Origin of the sequence: Streptomyces sp. NPDC046870 (genome assembly GCF_040704595.1) — a bacterium.
Taxonomy (GTDB): domain Bacteria; phylum Actinomycetota; class Actinomycetes; order Streptomycetales; family Streptomycetaceae; genus Streptomyces; species Streptomyces argyrophylli.
Genome location: NZ_JBEYXM010000001.1, coordinates 708,043 through 723,716, shown reverse-complemented (window position 1 = coordinate 723,716; position 15,674 = coordinate 708,043). Strand labels below are relative to the sequence as shown.

Below are 15,674 nucleotides of genomic sequence, written 5' to 3'. Positions count from 1 at the left end.
CACGTGACACGCAAGACGGTGCGTATCGCCATGAACGGCGTGACCGGACGCATGGGTTACCGTCAGCACCTCGTCCGGTCGATCCTCGCCCTGCGCGACCAGGGCGGCCTCGGCCTCGGCGACGGCACCGTGCTCTGGCCCGAACCGATCCTGCTCGGCCGCCGCGAGCACGCCCTGCGGGAGATCGCCGAGCGGCACGGACTGGACCAGGTCTCCACCGACGTGGACGCCGTCCTCGCCGACCCGTCCGTCGACATCTACTTCGACTCCCAGGTCACCTCCGCCCGCGAGGAGGCCCTCACGAAGGCGATCACGGCCGGCAAGCACGTCTACACCGAGAAACCCACCGCCACCGGTCTCGCAGGCGCCCTCGCCCTCGCCCGCCTCGCCCACGACAAGGGCGTCAAGCACGGCGTCGTCCAGGACAAGATCTTCCTGCCGGGCCTGCTGAAGCTGAAGCGCCTCGTCGACAGCGGCTTCTTCGGCCGGATCCTCTCCGTGCGCGGGGAGTTCGGCTACTGGGTCTTCGAGGGCGACTGGCAGCCCGCCCAGCGCCCCTCCTGGAACTACCGCGCCGAGGACGGCGGTGGCATCGTCGTCGACATGTTCCCGCACTGGGAGTACGTCCTGCACGAACTGTTCGGCCGGGTCACCTCCGTGCAGGCCCTCGCCACCACCCACGTCCCCCGGCGCTGGGACGAGAACGGCAAGCCCTACGACGCCACCGCCGACGACGCCGCCTACGGCGTCTTCGAGCTGGAAGGCGGCGCCGTCGCCCAGATCAACTCCTCCTGGGCGGTCCGCGTCCACCGCGACGAACTGGTCGAGTTCCAGGTCGACGGCACCGAGGGATCGGCCGTCGCCGGCCTGCGCGGATGCCGTGTCCAGCACCGCAGCGCCACCCCCAGGCCGGTGTGGAACCCGGACGTCCCCGCCACCGACGCCTTCCGCGACCAGTGGCAGGAGGTGCCCGACAACGCCGAGTTCGACAACGGCTTCAAGGCCCAGTGGGAGCTGTTCCTCAAGCACGTCCACGCCGACGCCCCCTACCCCTGGGACCTGCTGGCCGGTGCCCGGGGCGTCCAGCTCGCCGAACTGGGCCTGAAGTCCTCCGCCGAGGGCCGCCGCATCGACGTACCGGAGATCTCCCTGTGACCCTCCGACTCCCCGCGGCCGACGGCACCCTGCACCCGTACGAGCCGCGCACCGCGCCCCTCTCCCTCGCCCCCGGCACTCCCTTGACCTCCCGCACGGTCCTCGCGGCGGCCCATGTCGTCGCCGACCCGTTCGCCGACGTCCCGCCCGGCGCGCCCGCCGCCGTCGACTGGGACGCCACCCTCGCCTTCCGCCGCCACCTGTGGTCCCACGGGCTCGGTGTCGCCGAGGCCATGGACACCGCCCAGCGGGGGATGGGCCTGGACTGGGCGGGCGCCGCCGAACTGATCCGGCGCAGCGCCGCCGAGGCGCGCTCGGCCGGCGGCCGCATCGCCTGCGGTGCCGGCACGGACCAGCTCACCGAGGGCACCCTCGCGCAGATCCGGGCCGCGTACGAGGAGCAGCTCGCGGTCGTGGAGGAGGCGGGCGCCCAGGCCGTCCTCATGGCCTCCCGGGCGCTGGCCGCGACGGCGCAGGGCCCCGAGGACTACCTGGAGGTCTACGGCCACCTCCTGCGCCAGTCCGCCGAACCGGTGATCCTGCACTGGCTCGGCCCGATGTTCGACCCGGCCCTGGAGGGCTACTGGGGCTCGTCCGACCCGGACGCCGCCACCGGGACCCTCCTGGAGGTGATCGCCGCCCACCCCGGCAAGGTCGACGGCGTCAAGGTCTCCCTGCTGGACGCCCGGCGCGAGGCCGCCCTCAGACGGCGGCTGCCGCAGGGCGTGCGCTGCTACACCGGCGACGACTTCCACTACCCGGAGCTGATCGCGGGCGACGACCGGGGCTTCAGCCACGCCCTGCTCGGCGTCTTCGACCCGCTGGGCCCGCTCGCGGCCGCGGCGGTACGGGTCCTGGACACGGGCGACGTCCAGGGCTTCCGTGAACTCCTCGACCCCACGGTGGAGTTGTCCCGCCACCTGTTCCAGCCGCCCACCCGCTTCTACAAGACGGGGGTGGTGTTCCTCGCCTGGCTCGCCGGCCACCAGAGCCACTTCGCCATGCTCGGTGGCCTCCAGTCGGCCCGCTCCCTGCCGCACTTCGCCCGCGCCTACGAACTCGCCGACGGCCTCGGCCTGTTCACTGACCCGAAGCTCGCCGAGGAACGGATGAAGATCCTTCTGTCGCTGTACGGGGTGGACCGGTGAACACGGCGGAACTCGCGCGTTTCTCCGTCAACCAGATGACGGTCAGGCAGCTGTCCCTCCCCGAACTGGCCGACGCCTGTGCCGCGCTGGGCGTCCCCGGTGTGGGCCTGTGGCGGGAGCCGGTGCGGCGGTACGGCGTGCGGGCCGCGGCCAAGCTGGTGCGGGACGCGGGCCTGACGGTGACGACCCTGTGCCGGGGCGGCTTCCTCACCGCCACCGACCCCGTCGAGCGGGCCGGGGCGCTGGGCGACAACCACGCGGCGATCGACGAGGCCGCCACCCTCGGCACCGACACCCTGGTCCTGGTCTCCGGCGGACTCCCCGCCGGCAGCAAGGACCTGCGCGGCGCCCGCGAGCGCATCGCCGACGCCCTGGCCGTCCTCGCCCCCTACGCGGCCGAACGCGGCGTACGTCTCGCCGTCGAGCCGCTGCACCCGATGTACGCGTCCGACCGCTGTGTGGTCTCCACCCTCGCCCAGGCCCTGGACCTCGCCGAACGCTTCCCCGCACACCAGGTCGGGGTGACCGTGGACACCTACCACGTCTGGTGGGACGACCAGGCGCCCGCGCAGATCGCCCGCGCGGGCGCGGCGGGCCGCATCCACGCCTTCCAGCTCGCCGACTGGACCACCCCCCTGCCCGAGGGCGTCCTCAACGGCCGCGGCCAGCTCGGCGACGGAGCGATCGACATGCGGGAGTGGAAGGGCCGGGTGGAGGCCGCCGGGTACTCCGGCCCCATCGAGGTCGAGCTGTTCAACGAGCGGCTGTGGGCGCGGGACGGGCGCGAGGTGCTGGCGGAGACGGCGGAGCGGTTCGTGGAGCACGTGATCCGCTAGCTCACCCGCGCGGAGGAATTCCAGAAGCGGGTGCAACCATTCCGTCGCCCGCCGTGTCGTACCTGTCGTCGGAACCACGGGGGACCCCGGGGGGGGAATCGGGTTCCGGCGAGGGAGGGGAAACACCGAGGGGGCGTCCCGGGCCTGCGGGCCGGGGACGCCCCCTCGAAACGTGCCGGACGGCCCGGTCGCCTTGCGATGCACGGCACCGGACCCCGCTCCCCGATACGGCCTGATCCGAACGAAAGACCCTAGAAGAACACCCCGCAGCGCAGCAGGACGTTCGCGTAAGGGCGGGCCTCACCGGTGCGGACGATCAGCCGGGCCCCGGCCGACAGTTCCTTCAGCCGCTCGTGCGGGACGAGGGACAGCTCCGGGAAACGGGTCCGCAGCAGCCCGGCCGCCGCCGGATTGGCCGCCTCCACCTCCTGCGCCGCCGTGGCGCCCTCCACCACCAGCTCGGCCAGCAGGCCGTCCAGCACCTCGGCGAAGGGCGGCACACCGGCACGGAAGGCCAGGTCCACCACCCGGGGCCCGTCGGGTATCGGCATGCCCGCGTCACAGACCAGCACCCCGTGCCCGTGGCCCAGCTCGGCCAGGGCACCCGAGAGATGACGGTTGAGGATCCCCGCCTTCTTCACAGGGCCTCGACCTCCTCCGCCGTCGGATACGACTCCTGCGCGCCCCGCCTGGTCACGGCCGCCGCGCCGACCCGGGCCGCGTAGGCCGCCGCGTCCGCCAGGCCCGCACCGGCCCCCAGCCTCCAGGCGAGGGCCGCGGTGAACGCGTCCCCGGCACCCGTGGTGTCCACCGCGTCCACCTTCACCGACGGCACCCGGGCCGTCCCCGAGCCGTCGGCCACCAGCGCCCCCTCCGCGCCCAGCGTCACCACCACCGAGCGGGGGCCCCTGGCCAGCAGCAGCCGGGCCCAGTCCTCGGGGTCGTCGCTCGTGCAGGCGTCCCCGAGGACCACCCGTGCCTCGTGCTCGTTCAGGATCAGCGGGTCGCACGCCGCCAGCACCTCCGCCGGCAGCTCACGCGGCGGGGACGGGTTCAGCACGAAGCGACTGCCCGGCGCCAGGTTCCGTACGACCTCCACGACCGTCTCCAGCGGGATCTCCAGCTGCGCCGACACCACCCGGGAGGCGCGCAGCACGCCCGCCGCCGCCCGGACGTCCGCCGGCAGCAGGCGGGAGTTGGCGCCCGGCGACACCACGATGCTGTTGTCACCGGACGGGTCGACGGTGATCAGCGCGACCCCCGTCGGGGCCCCGCCCACCAGCACGCCCACCGGGTCGACCCCGGCCGCGCGCAGGGAGTCGAGCAGCAGCCGGCCGTGGCCGTCGTCGCCGACCCGCGCCAGCAGGGCCGTGGCGGCACCGAGCCGGGCCGCCGCGACCGCCTGGTTGGCGCCCTTGCCGCCCGGGTGCACGGCCAGATCACCGCCGAGCACCGTCTCGCCGGCGGCCGGCCGCCGCTCGACGCCGATCACCAGGTCGGCGTTGGCCGATCCCACGACCAGAAGGTCGTAGTCGTACATCAGTTGACTCCCCTGAGAGATGACGCCGGGCGGGCGGCCCCGGAAGTGCCCGGGGCCGCCCGCCCGAGCCGCCTGTTGTCAGCCCGTGAAGCCGGCCACGTTGTCCTTCGTGACCACCTTCACCGGCACCTTCACCGTCGGGTCCACCTTGTCGCCCCTGACCGCCTTGAGGGCGTTGTCCACGGCGATCTTCCCCAGCTGCGAGGGCTGCTGGGCGACGGACGCGTACAGCGTGCCGTTCTTGACCGCGGTCAGGCCGTCCGGGGTGCCGTCGAAGCCGACCACCTGCACGGACCTGCCGGCCTTGGAGCCGAGCGCCTTGATCGCGCCCAGGGCCATCTCGTCGTTGGCGGCGATGACGCCCTGCACGTCCGGGTGGGCCTGGAGCAGGTTCGACATCACGTCGAGGCCCTTGGTGCGGTCGAAGTCCGCGGGCTGCTGCGCCAGCACCCGGATGCCCGGGTAGGCCTTGAGTCCCCGGGCGAATCCGGCCGCCCGCTCCCGGGCCGCCGACGTGCCCGCCTGGCCCTGGAGGATGACGATCCTGCCCTTGCCGCCCAGCTTCTCGGCGATCGTCTTCGCGGCCAGCTCACCACCGGCGACGTTGTCCGAGGCCACCAGCGCGTCCACGGAGGCGTGATTGACCCCGCGGTCCACGGCGATCACCGGGATCCTCGCCTTGTCGGCGGCCTTCACCGAGTTGCTCGCCGCGTCCGAGTCCACCGGGTTGACGATGATCGCGCCCAGGCTCGAACTGGTGAAGTTCTGGAGCTGGTTGGCCTGCTGCGAGGCGTCGTTCTGCGCGTCGGTGACGGTCAGGTCCACGCCCAGCTTCTTCGCCTCGGCCTGGGCACCCGACCGGATCTGCACGAAGAAGGGGTTGTTGAGCGTGGACAGGGACAGACCCATCTTCGGGGTGGTGGACGACGAGGAACCGCCGTGCAGGAAGGAGGTCGCGCCGACGATGGCGACGGTCACCACGGCGGCGAGCGCGTACGTCGCCGCCTGCTTGCCCTTCGGCCCGCCCGTGCCGGCGGCCACCGGGGTCGCGCCGGCCTTGCGGCGCACGGTGTCCAGCAGCACCGCCAGCGCGATCACGACACCGATCACGACCTGCTGCCAGAACGCGGACACCGACAGCAGGTTGAGGCCGTTGCGGAGCACCGCCAGGATCAGCGCGCCGATCAGCGTGCCGGACGCCTTGCCGGTGCCGCCCGCCAGCGAGGCGCCGCCGATGACGACCGCCGCGATGGCGTCCAGCTCGTAACCGTCGGCGGCCTGCGGCTGCGCCGAGGACAGCCGGGACGCGAGCACGATGCCCGCCGCCGCGGCGAACAGCCCGGACAGGGCGTAGATCGCGAGCTTCTGGCGCTGCACCCGGAGACCGGACAGCCGCGCGGCCTCCTCGTTGCCGCCGATCGCGTACATGGAGCGGCCGATGTACGTGCGTCCCAGCACGAACGCGGCGATCAGCCCCATCACCACCATGACCAGCACCGGCACCGGCAGCCAGCCGCCGAGGGTGTCCCCGAGGTGGGAGACCGAGTCCGGGAAGGCGATGGGCGAGCCCTGCGAGATCACCAGGGCCAGACCGCGGCCCACCGACAGCATGGCCAGCGTCGCGATGAACGGCGGCAGCTTGCCGTAGGCGATGAGGAAACCGTTCACCAGACCGGCGACGATGCCGGTGGCGACCGCCATCAGCACCGCCAGCACGACCGGCACCCCGTGGGAGGTGGCGCTCCAGGCCAGCACGGTCGCCGACAGCGCCGCCACCGAGCCGACCGACAGGTCGATGCCCGCCGAGACGATCACGAAGGTCACACCGAAGGCGAGGATCGCCGTCACGGCCGCCTGGACGCCGATGTTCAGCAGGTTGTCCGTCGTCAGGAAGTCGCCGGACAGCGCCGACAGGGCGATGACCAGGACGATCAGCGCGGTGAGCGCGCCGTTGTCGAGGAGCAGCCGGCGCAGGCCGCCCGGGGCGCCACTCGCGCCCGCCGGCCTCTTGAGCGTGTCAGTGGCCACGGGGGGCCTCCTTGTCGGTGGTGGGGGTGGAGCCGGCGGCGGAGTCCGGGCCGGCGGTCGGGGTGGAGACGGCGAGCGCCATGACGGCGTCCTGGGTGGCCTCGTCGGCCGGGAGTTCACCGGCGATCCGGCCCTGGGCCATCACCAGCACCCGGTCGCTCATGCCGAGCACCTCCGGCAGATCGCTGGAGATCATCAGCACGGCGGCACCGGCGGCCGTCAGCTCGTTGATCAGCTGGTAGATCTCGACCTTGGCGCCGACGTCGATACCGCGTGTCGGCTCGTCCAGGATCAGCACCTTGGTCTCGGCCAGCAGCCACTTGCCGATGACGACCTTCTGCTGGTTGCCGCCGGACAGGGTCCGCACGTGCTGCCCGAGGCCCGCCATGCGCACGCCCAGCTGCCCGGCGATCCGCTCGGCGGCCGAGTACTGCGCCTTGCGGTCCACCAGCCCGGCCCGGGTGGCCGACCGGAGGGTCACCAGCCCCAGGTTCTCCGCGACGGAGGCGTCCAGGACCAGCCCCTGGCCCTTGCGGTCCTCCGGCACCAGCCCGATGCCGGCCGCCATCGCCGCGTTCACGTCGTGCCGCTTGAGTTCGGCACCCGAGACCCGCACGACCCCGTGGTCGTACGGGTCGGCGCCGAACACCGCCCGGACGACCTCCGTACGGCCGGCCCCGACGAGCCCCGCGATACCGACGACCTCGCCGGCGTGCACCTCGAAGCTCACGTCGTGGAACACGCCGGCACGGCCGAGCCCCTCGACGGACAGCAGCGCGGCACCCTTCTCCGGCCGCTGCCGCGGGTACTGCTGCTCGATGGAGCGCCCCACCATCAGCCGTACGAGCTCGTCCTCGGGCGTCGAGGCGGGCACCTGCCCGACGCTCCGCCCGTCCCGGATGACGGTCACCCGGTCCCCCAGGGCGGCGATCTCCTCCAGGTGGTGGGTGATGAAGACGATCCCCACGCCGTCCTCGCGCAGCGACCGCACGATGGCGAAGAGCTTCTCCACCTCCTCCGAGGTGAGCACGGCGGTCGGCTCGTCCATGATGAGCACGCGCGCGTCCAGGCTGAGCGCCTTGGCGATCTCGACCATCTGAAGCCGCGCGATGCCGAGTTCCCGCACCCGCGCCCGTGGCGAGACGTCGACCCCGACACGCTCCAGCAGCGTCGCGGCCTCGGCCTCCATCCGCTTCCGGTCGATCATCCCCAGCCGGCGCGGCTGCCGCCCCAGGAAGATGTTCTCGGCGACGGTCAGATCGGGAACCAGGTTGAACTCCTGGTAGATGGTGGCGATCCCGAGGCGCTCGGAGTCCTGCGCACCGTGGATGCGCACCTCCTCACCGCCTACGAGGATCCGGCCGGCATCGGGGGTGTAGGCACCGGAGAGCATCTTGATGAGGGTGCTCTTGCCGGCGCCGTTCTCACCGAGCAGTACATGGACCTCGCCCCGGCGCAGGTCGAAGTCGACGCCGTCGAGCGCGACCACGCCGGGGAAGGTCTTGCGTATGCCCTCGATGCGCAGCAACTCGTCCGGGTTGCTCACGACGTGCTCCTTTGCACTGGGGAGGGGGACTGCGTGGGGGGTGCGGGGGTCTGGGAGGGCACGTGCGCCTCTCCGCAGGAGCGGCGTACGACGAGCCGCGCGGGCAGGGTGACGGAGCGCGGGGTGCGCCCCTCGATCCGGTCGACCAGGGCCCGTACGGCGGCTCGCCCCAGCTCACCGGTCGGCTGGGCGATGGCGGTGACCGGCGGATCGGTGTGCACGAACCACGGGATGTCGTCGAACGCGGCCAGCGCGATGTCGTCGGGCACCCGCAGCCCGCGCGCGCGTACGGCGTCCAGCGCGCCGAGCGCCATCAGGTTGTCGGCGGCGAAGACGACCTCGGGCGGCCGCGGGAGATCGAGGAACCCCTCGGTGACCCGCCGCCCGCTCTCGGCCTGGAAGTCGCCCTGCCCGGTGTAGGCGTCCGGGAGCGGGAGCCCGTACTCGGCGAGCGCGGCCCGGAACGCCTCCACGCGCTCACTGCCGGTGGTGGTGGCGGCGGGCCCGGCGATGATGGCGAGCCGGCGGTGTCCGAGCCGGTGGAGGTGGGCGACGAGATCCCGCACGGCCGCCTGTCCGTCGGCGCGCACGACCGGCACGTCCACGCCGGGGATCCACCGGTCGACGAACACCATGGGTGTCCCCGCCCGGGCGGCGTCCAGCATCAGGGGCGAACCGCCGTCGGTGGGGGAGACGAGCAGTCCGTCGATCCGCCGGTCGAGCAGGTTCCGTACGTGGTGGTCCTGGAGTTCGGGCCGCTCGTCGGCGTTCCCGATGATCACGCTGTAGCCGAGCGCGCGGGCCTCTTCCTCGACGGAACGGGCCAGCTCGGTGAAGTAGGGGTTCAGCACGTCGCTGATGACCAGTCCGAGCGTGTGGGTCTGGTCCGTCCGCAGGGACCGGGCGACGGCGTTGGGCCGGTACCCCAGGGCGTCCACGGCCTCCATCACCCGCGCCCGCGCGTCGGCGCTGACGGACGGATGCCCGTTCAGCACGCGCGACACGGTGGCCACGGACACACCCGCCGCAGCGGCCACGTCCTTGATGCTCGCCATCGCCGGCCCCACCTCCTCGTGGACTCGTGGAATCGATTACATCGATGCCGTAGGGAGGATTGGAATCGATTACACGGGCGGGAGACAAGGGGCGCCGGGTGGCCGAGACCCAATCGTGACCGGGGGTGGCCCGGCAGACCCGCCCCCGGGGCCGGACGGGCCGCCCGGCGCGGGACGGACGATCAGACCGGGAGGGTTCTCAGAATACAAACCACTCGGCCCACGAACTGGCCGCTGAAAAGCGAATGACACAAATGAAAAAACGCACTTCCAACGTTTCCTCTGCGCGATGTTCACTCATTTGCCGCGCATCTGGAGGAGAGGGGGCTGCGTTAGCTCGAATATGACGACAGCACGGTTCCATGGCTTGCCTCACCGCGACGCGAGGAAAGACAGTCTGTCTGCGAGTCGTGTGGCGACGGTGGCAAAGTATATTTATACACCTGGTGTTGCACGCTCGCTGGAGGCGCGTGGCACCTTGCGCGGGGACGGCGTACGCGTCGAGCCCCAGGCCACCGAATCGCTGCTCCGCGAGTTCCTCACGCTATTGGAAGCGGTGCAGGAGGAACTCAATCAACGGTGGACCGACCAGGCGAACTCTGACTGTCGCGCGGATCGCGTGTGACGGGGGCGGATCTCCATGAATCACGACTATGCGGGTTCCTCCTTCGCCCGGCGTGAACGGTATGCGGACACGCCCCCTTACACGGTGGGCACCGTCTGGCACGGCAGCCCCGTCGACGCCCTCGACGCAGAGGCTCTCCTGGTGCCCCCCGACTCGGGCTGGGACCCGGCCGAGGAACTCGCCTACCTCCTGCAGGAGGCCATCCCGGCCGAGCAGCCGGCCGTGGTCCCGCCCCCGCGCAACGAGCCGTCACCTCCCGTCGACTACGCCGACCCGATGGAGAACCTCGCCCGGATCACCGCGCAACTGCCGCCCATCCGCCGTCCCTCCGCCGGGCCCGGACACCGCAAGAGCCGGGTCCGAAGAATCCGCGTCAAATGGATGCAGACCAGCAGCTTCGTGATCGCCGCATTTGTTGCCGTCATCGTGGCGATGGTCAGCGTATTCGGCGGAATGGCGGCCTACGGGCCACTGCGCAACATCACGTCGGGCACGAGCGGCGAGATGTTCGCCTGGTGGCCCATTCTGGTGTACGGCCCCTGGATGGTGGCTTCCCTCTCCATCCTACGAAGCGCCCTGCACCAGCGCCGGGCCCTGCACTCGTGGTTCATCGTCCTGCTGTTCTCGTCCGTGGCCATGATGCTGTGCGTGGCCCAGGCCGACCGGACGATCACCGGAATCGCCGGCGCCGCCCTCCCCGCGTGCGCGTCCCTGGCGTGCTTCCAGCAACTGGTCCGTCAGATCACGTTGACGCTCCCCCCACGCCAGGACAAGCCCCGCCACCGCCGATGACCAAAGGCCCGGCGACTCCCCCGACAACCGACAGGCAGATCCGCTCCACCCGCGAGCTGCGAACCCCAGGCCCGCCCCCAGCGCCCGAAACCCTTCGCACCCGCTCCCTTCGCCCGGTACGGTCTCCGGCGTGTTCCCACCGCGCGGAGCCCGCCCGCTCCGCGCGGCCCTACCGGCCGATCCACGTCGAGAGCAGGTTGCGCCCATGGCATGTCGTATCAGTGAGCTCGTGCTCGGTTGCCGCGAACCCGAGGTGCTGGCGCGGTTCTGGTGCGAGGTCCTGGACTTCGTGGTGCTCGGGCGCGAAGAGGACGGCAGCATCGAGATCGGCCCACGAGAAGGCTTCGGCGGCGCGCAGCCGACACTCATCCTCAGCCGCAGGGACGAGCCGGAGCCGGGGAAGCCGCGGCTGCACATCGACGTCAACGCCACGGACCGCGATCAGGACGCCGAGCTGGAACGCCTGTTGAAGCTCGGGGCACGCCCGGCCGACATCGGTCAGACCGGCGACGAGCCCTGGCATGTTCTCGCCGACCCCGAGGGCAATGAGTTCTGCCTGCTCAAGGCCCGCCTCAACCCCCTCTGAGGGCAAACACAGGTGGGCCTCTGTCAGACCACCCCGGTACCGTCGGATCATGGCTCGACAGGCGGGGACCCAGACCGGTGAGCGGCGTCTTGCCGTGGTCGAAGGTGTGCTGGAGCGGATCACGTACGCCAACGAGGAGAACGGGTACACGGTCGCCCGGGTCGACACCGGCAGAGGCGCCGGGGACCTCCTCACGGTGGTCGGCGCGCTCCTCGGTGCCCAGGTCGGTGAATCCCTGCGGATGGAGGGCCGCTGGGGGTCGCACCCGCAGTACGGCAAGCAGTTCCACGTCGAGAACTACACGACCGTACTGCCGGCCACCGTCCAGGGCATCCGGCGCTATCTGGGGTCCGGCCTGGTCAAGGGCATCGGGCCGGTCTTCGCCGACCGCATCACCCAGCACTTCGGCGTCGACACCCTGAGGATCATCGAGGAGGAGCCCAAGCGCCTCGTCGAGGTCCCCGGACTCGGCCCCAAACGCACCAGGAAGATCGCCGACGCCTGGGAGGAACAGAAGGCGATCAAGGAGGTCATGCTCTTCCTGCAGACCGTCGAGGTGTCCACCTCCATCGCCGTGCGGATCTACAAGAAGTACGGTGACGCGTCGATCTCCGTCGTGAGGGAACGCCCCTACCAGCTCGCCGCCGACGTCTGGGGCATCGGTTTCCTCACCGCCGACAAGATCGCGCAGTCGGTCGGGATCCCGCACGACAGTCCCGAGCGCGTGAAGGCCGGCCTGCAGTACGCACTGTCGCAGTCCGCCGACCAGGGGCACTGCTTCCTGCCGGAGGAGCGGCTGATCGCCGATGCCGTGAAGCTGCTCCAGGTGGACACCGGACTGGTCATCGAGTGTCTGGGCGAGCTGGGCCGGGTGCCGGAGGACGGAGGCGATCCGGGGGTCGTCCGGGAGAAGGTGCCCGGACCCGACGGCGGCGGCGACGAGCCGGTCAGCGCCGTGTACCTCGTCCCCTTCCACCGCGCCGAACTCTCCCTCTCCGCCCAGCTGCTGCGGCTCCTGCGCACGGACGAGGACCGGATGCCCGGGTTCCGGGACGTCGACTGGGGCAAGGCGCTCGGGTGGCTGGGATCCCGCACCGGCGCCGACCTCGCGCCCGAGCAGGAGGCGGCCGTGAAGCTCGCGCTGACCGAGAAGGTCGCCGTCCTCACCGGCGGGCCCGGCTGCGGCAAGTCGTTCACCGTGCGCTCGATCGTGGAGCTGGCCCGGGCCCGGCGTGCCAAGGTGCTGCTCGCCGCCCCGACCGGCCGGGCCGCCAAGCGGCTGGCCGAGCTGACCGGAGCCGAGGCGTCCACCGTGCACCGGCTGCTGGAGCTGAAGCCCGGAGGGGACGCCGCCTACGACCGGGACCGGCCGCTCGACGCCGACCTGGTGGTCGTGGACGAGGCGTCCATGCTGGACCTGCTGCTCGCCAACAAGCTCGTGAAGGCCGTACCGCCGGGGGCCCATCTGCTCTTCGTGGGGGACGTGGACCAGCTGCCCAGCGTGGGCGCGGGGGAGGTCCTGCGCGATCTCCTCGCCGACGGCAGCCCCGTCCCGGCCGTCCGGCTCACCCGGGTCTTCCGGCAGGCCCAGCAGTCCGGTGTCGTCACCAACGCGCACCGCATCAACGCGGGGCAGCATCCGCTCACCGACGGGCTGAAGGACTTCTTCCTCTTCGTGGAGGACGACACGGAGGCCGCCGGCCGGCTCACCGTGGACGTGGCCGCGCGGCGGATCCCGGCCAGGTTCGGGCTGGACCCGCGCCGGGACGTGCAGGTGCTCGCGCCGATGCACCGGGGGCCGGCCGGTGCGGGCACGCTCAACGGGCTGCTCCAGCAGGCCATCACCCCCGGGCGGCCCGATCTCGCGGAGAAGCGGTTCGGTGGCCGGGTCTTCCGCGTCGGCGACAAGGTCACCCAGATTCGTAACAATTACGAGAAAGGGAAGAACGGTGTGTTCAACGGCACCGTGGGTGTCGTCACCTCGCTCGACCCGGTCGACCAGCGCCTGACCGTGCTGACGGACGAGGATGAGGAGGTTCCGTACGAGTTCGACGAACTGGACGAACTGGCCCACGCCTACGCGGTGACCATCCACCGTTCACAGGGCAGTGAATATCCCGCCGTGGTGATTCCCGTCACCACGGGAGCATGGATGATGCTCCAGCGGAACCTGCTCTACACGGCGGTCACCCGGGCCCGTCAGCTGGTCGTTCTCGTCGGTTCACGCAAGGCGATCGGGCAGGCGGTGCGCACGGTGTCGGCCGGGCGGCGCTGCACGGCCCTGGACTTCAGACTGGGGTCCCGGCCCCTCGGCGGCGGGTCCTGAAGTCACGGGCGGTGGCCCCGAAGTCACCGTGGCGGCACGGAATCCGGCCTCGCGGCCAAAATGATCGATCAAACGAGTCGTGAAGGTCACAGAGCACTTCCGGTTACCCCTCCGAGGGGGCAGGATGAGCAGGTTGACGGCACTGAGTGCCGCCAATAGGCCCAATGGTCGACCCCGAGTGCACTCTCCTGAGCCAAATGGGGGATGGTAGAGACAGTCAGGGCACCTCGAAGATGAGGCACTACGTCGGTGAGGGAAGACGTGAGCGACAACTCTGTAGTACTGCGGTACGGCGACGGCGAGTACACCTACCCGGTGGTCGACAGCACCGTCGGTGACAAGGGCTTCGACATCGGGAAGCTCCGCGCCCAGACCGGTCTGGTGACTCTGGACAGCGGTTACGGCAACACCGCCGCCTACAAATCCGCGATCACCTACCTCGACGGCGAGGCGGGCATCCTCCGCTACCGCGGCTACCCCATCGAGCAGCTGGCCGAGCGCTCCACCTTCCTTGAGGTGGCGTACCTGCTGATCAACGGCGAGCTGCCCACCGTCGACCAGCTGACGTCGTTCCAGAACGACATCACGCGGCACACGCTGCTGCACGAGGACGTCAAGAACTTCTACAGGGGCTTCCCGCGCGACGCGCACCCGATGGCCATGCTGTCGTCGGTCGTCTCGGCGCTGTCCACGTTCTACCAGGACAGCCACAACCCGTTCGACGAGACGCAGCGCGACCTCTCCACGATCCGGCTGCTCGCCAAGCTCCCGACGATCGCGGCCTACGCGTACAAGAAGTCGATCGGCCACCCGTTCGTCTACCCGCGCAACGACCTCGGTTACGTCGAGAACTTCCTGCGCATGACCTTCTCGGTGCCGGCGCAGGAGTTCGAGCTGGACCCGGTCGTCGTCGGGGCGCTGGACAAGCTGCTGATCCTGCACGCCGACCACGAGCAGAACTGTTCGACCTCCACGGTCCGCCTGGTCGGTTCCTCGCAGGCCAACATGTTCGCGTCGATCTCGGCGGGCATCAGCGCCCTGTGGGGCCCGCTGCACGGCGGTGCCAACCAGTCCGTGCTGGAGATGCTGGAGGGCATCCGCGACTCGGGCTCCGACGTCGACACCTTCATCCGCAAGGTGAAGAACAAGGAGGACGGCGTCCGCCTGATGGGCTTCGGCCACCGGGTCTACAAGAACTTCGACCCGCGCGCCAAGATCATCAAGGCCGCCGCGCACGACGTGCTCTCCGCGCTGGGCAAGGAGGACGAGCTCCTCGACATCGCCCTCAAGCTGGAGGAGCACGCGCTGTCCGACGACTACTTCGTCGAGCGCAAGCTGTACCCGAACGTGGACTTCTACACCGGCCTGATCTACCGCGCCATGGGCTTCCCGACCGAGATGTTCACGGTCCTGTTCGCCCTCGGCCGGCTGCCGGGCTGGATCGCCCAGTGGACCGAGATGATCAAGGAGCCGGGCTCCCGCATCGGCCGCCCGCGCCAGATCTACACGGGCGTGGTGGAGCGCGACTTCGTTCCGGTCGAGGAGCGCTGACACCTGCCGGTGAAGGGGCGCCGCTGTGGTGGCGTCCCCTTGCCGGCCTGGTGCCGGGGGCGGCTGTGGGCCGGTTGGTGGCCGGCCGTGCGGTTGTCCGCGCCCCTTGGTCCGCCTGACGGGCCGTGCCCGCCGAGAGGCCGTCGGCACGAAGTCGCCACAGCGCAAAAGCGGAAGGCGCCCTGAGACGCCGGTCCCCCCACGGGCCGACGACCAGGGCGCCTTCCCATGTCCCGGTGCGGATTCCCCCCACGGGATCCGGCCGGGCGCTGGAGAGGACAGCGCCTGAATCGCTGTCGGTGAGCAGAACGAGCACAACTCGGCCTGCTCCAGTGACGCGGTGCGATCTGCCGGGACAACGCACGCCGGAAGGGCCGCTCAAAGCTTCCCGGTGTACGTGCCCCGGCAACGCATCTCTGAGGAAGTCCCCCAAGACATCCCCAGATGCCAGTCAGCGCCCCCCAAGACGCTGGTCTGACACCGCCA

12 protein-coding genes are annotated in these 15,674 nt (G+C 71.0%); 7 read left to right on the top strand and 5 right to left on the bottom strand.

Going from position 1 to position 15,674, the window contains the following annotated elements:
- Nucleotides 1-3 precede the first annotated feature (3 nt).
- Genes AB0946_RS03230 through AB0946_RS03220 form a run of 3 tightly spaced genes read left to right on the top strand, consistent with a single transcriptional unit; the run spans nt 4 to nt 3,139 of the window.
- A complete protein-coding gene (locus AB0946_RS03230) occupies nt 4-1,155 on the top strand; it encodes a Gfo/Idh/MocA family oxidoreductase (RefSeq protein ID WP_366758902.1) in 1,152 nt (383 codons plus the stop codon).
- Entirely contained in the window at nt 1,152-2,303 is a 1,152-nt protein-coding gene (locus AB0946_RS03225) for a dihydrodipicolinate synthase family protein (protein ID WP_366758901.1), read from the top strand. Before AB0946_RS03230 ends, AB0946_RS03225 begins: the two co-directional genes overlap by 4 nt.
- Entirely contained in the window at nt 2,300-3,139 is an 840-nt protein-coding gene (locus tag AB0946_RS03220; RefSeq protein WP_366758900.1) for a sugar phosphate isomerase/epimerase family protein, read from the top strand. The genes AB0946_RS03225 and AB0946_RS03220 overlap by 4 nt, the downstream gene beginning before the upstream one ends.
- A gap of 251 nt (nt 3,140-3,390) precedes the next feature.
- Here the strand turns inward: AB0946_RS03220 and rbsD are convergent, their stop codons facing one another.
- From rbsD to AB0946_RS03195, 5 genes are all read right to left on the bottom strand, one after another.
- Nucleotides 3,391-3,780 (bottom strand): D-ribose pyranase, encoded by a 390-nt coding sequence (rbsD, locus tag AB0946_RS03215; RefSeq protein ID WP_366758899.1) that lies wholly within the window; start codon nt 3,778-3,780, stop codon nt 3,391-3,393.
- Nucleotides 3,777-4,679 carry a ribokinase gene (locus AB0946_RS03210; protein WP_366758898.1) on the bottom strand — a complete coding sequence of 301 codons (903 nt, stop codon included), beginning with the start codon at nt 4,677-4,679 and terminating at the stop codon, nt 3,777-3,779. The genes rbsD and AB0946_RS03210 overlap by 4 nt, the downstream gene beginning before the upstream one ends.
- A 78-nt stretch (nt 4,680-4,757) precedes the next feature.
- The gene (locus AB0946_RS03205) at nt 4,758-6,707 is read right to left on the bottom strand and encodes a substrate-binding domain-containing protein (protein ID WP_366758897.1); all 1,950 of its coding nucleotides are present in this window, start codon (nt 6,705-6,707) and stop codon (nt 4,758-4,760) included.
- Nucleotides 6,697-8,253, bottom strand: a complete 1,557-nt coding sequence (locus AB0946_RS03200) for a sugar ABC transporter ATP-binding protein (RefSeq protein WP_366758896.1) — start codon at nt 8,251-8,253, stop codon at nt 6,697-6,699. The genes AB0946_RS03205 and AB0946_RS03200 overlap by 11 nt, the downstream gene beginning before the upstream one ends.
- Nucleotides 8,250-9,308, bottom strand: a complete 1,059-nt coding sequence (locus AB0946_RS03195) for a LacI family DNA-binding transcriptional regulator (protein ID WP_366758895.1) — start codon at nt 9,306-9,308, stop codon at nt 8,250-8,252. Before AB0946_RS03195 ends, AB0946_RS03200 begins: the two co-directional genes overlap by 4 nt.
- 709 nt (nt 9,309-10,017) lie before the next feature.
- Here AB0946_RS03195 and AB0946_RS03190 point away from each other — a divergent pair.
- The 4 genes from AB0946_RS03190 (at nt 10,018) to AB0946_RS03175 (ending at nt 15,188) form a co-directional block, all read left to right on the top strand.
- A complete protein-coding gene (locus tag AB0946_RS03190) occupies nt 10,018-10,725 on the top strand; it encodes a DUF2637 domain-containing protein (protein WP_366759134.1) in 708 nt (235 codons plus the stop codon).
- 205 nt (nt 10,726-10,930) lie between these two features.
- Nucleotides 10,931-11,311 (top strand): VOC family protein, encoded by a 381-nt coding sequence (locus tag AB0946_RS03185; protein ID WP_366758894.1) that lies wholly within the window; start codon nt 10,931-10,933, stop codon nt 11,309-11,311.
- A gap of 49 nt (nt 11,312-11,360) precedes the next feature.
- Nucleotides 11,361-13,637 (top strand): ATP-dependent RecD-like DNA helicase, encoded by a 2,277-nt coding sequence (locus AB0946_RS03180; protein WP_366758893.1) that lies wholly within the window; start codon nt 11,361-11,363, stop codon nt 13,635-13,637.
- Between the two features lie 261 nt (nt 13,638-13,898).
- A complete protein-coding gene (locus AB0946_RS03175; RefSeq protein WP_366758892.1) occupies nt 13,899-15,188 on the top strand; it encodes a citrate synthase in 1,290 nt (429 codons plus the stop codon).
- Nucleotides 15,189-15,674 lie beyond the last annotated feature (486 nt).

What these genes read in the sequence shown, in the direction of transcription:
- AB0946_RS03185 (WP_366758894.1), top strand. Translation starts at nt 10,931, where the DNA reads ATGGCATGTCGTATCAGTGAGCTCGTGCTCGGTTGCCGCGAACCCGAG.
- AB0946_RS03180 (WP_366758893.1), top strand. Translation starts at nt 11,361, where the DNA reads ATGGCTCGACAGGCGGGGACCCAGACCGGTGAGCGGCGTCTTGCCGTG.
- AB0946_RS03195 (WP_366758895.1), bottom strand. Translation starts at nt 9,308, where the DNA reads ATGGCGAGCATCAAGGACGTGGCCGCTGCGGCGGGTGTGTCCGTGGCC.
- AB0946_RS03210 (WP_366758898.1), bottom strand. Translation starts at nt 4,679, where the DNA reads ATGTACGACTACGACCTTCTGGTCGTGGGATCGGCCAACGCCGACCTG.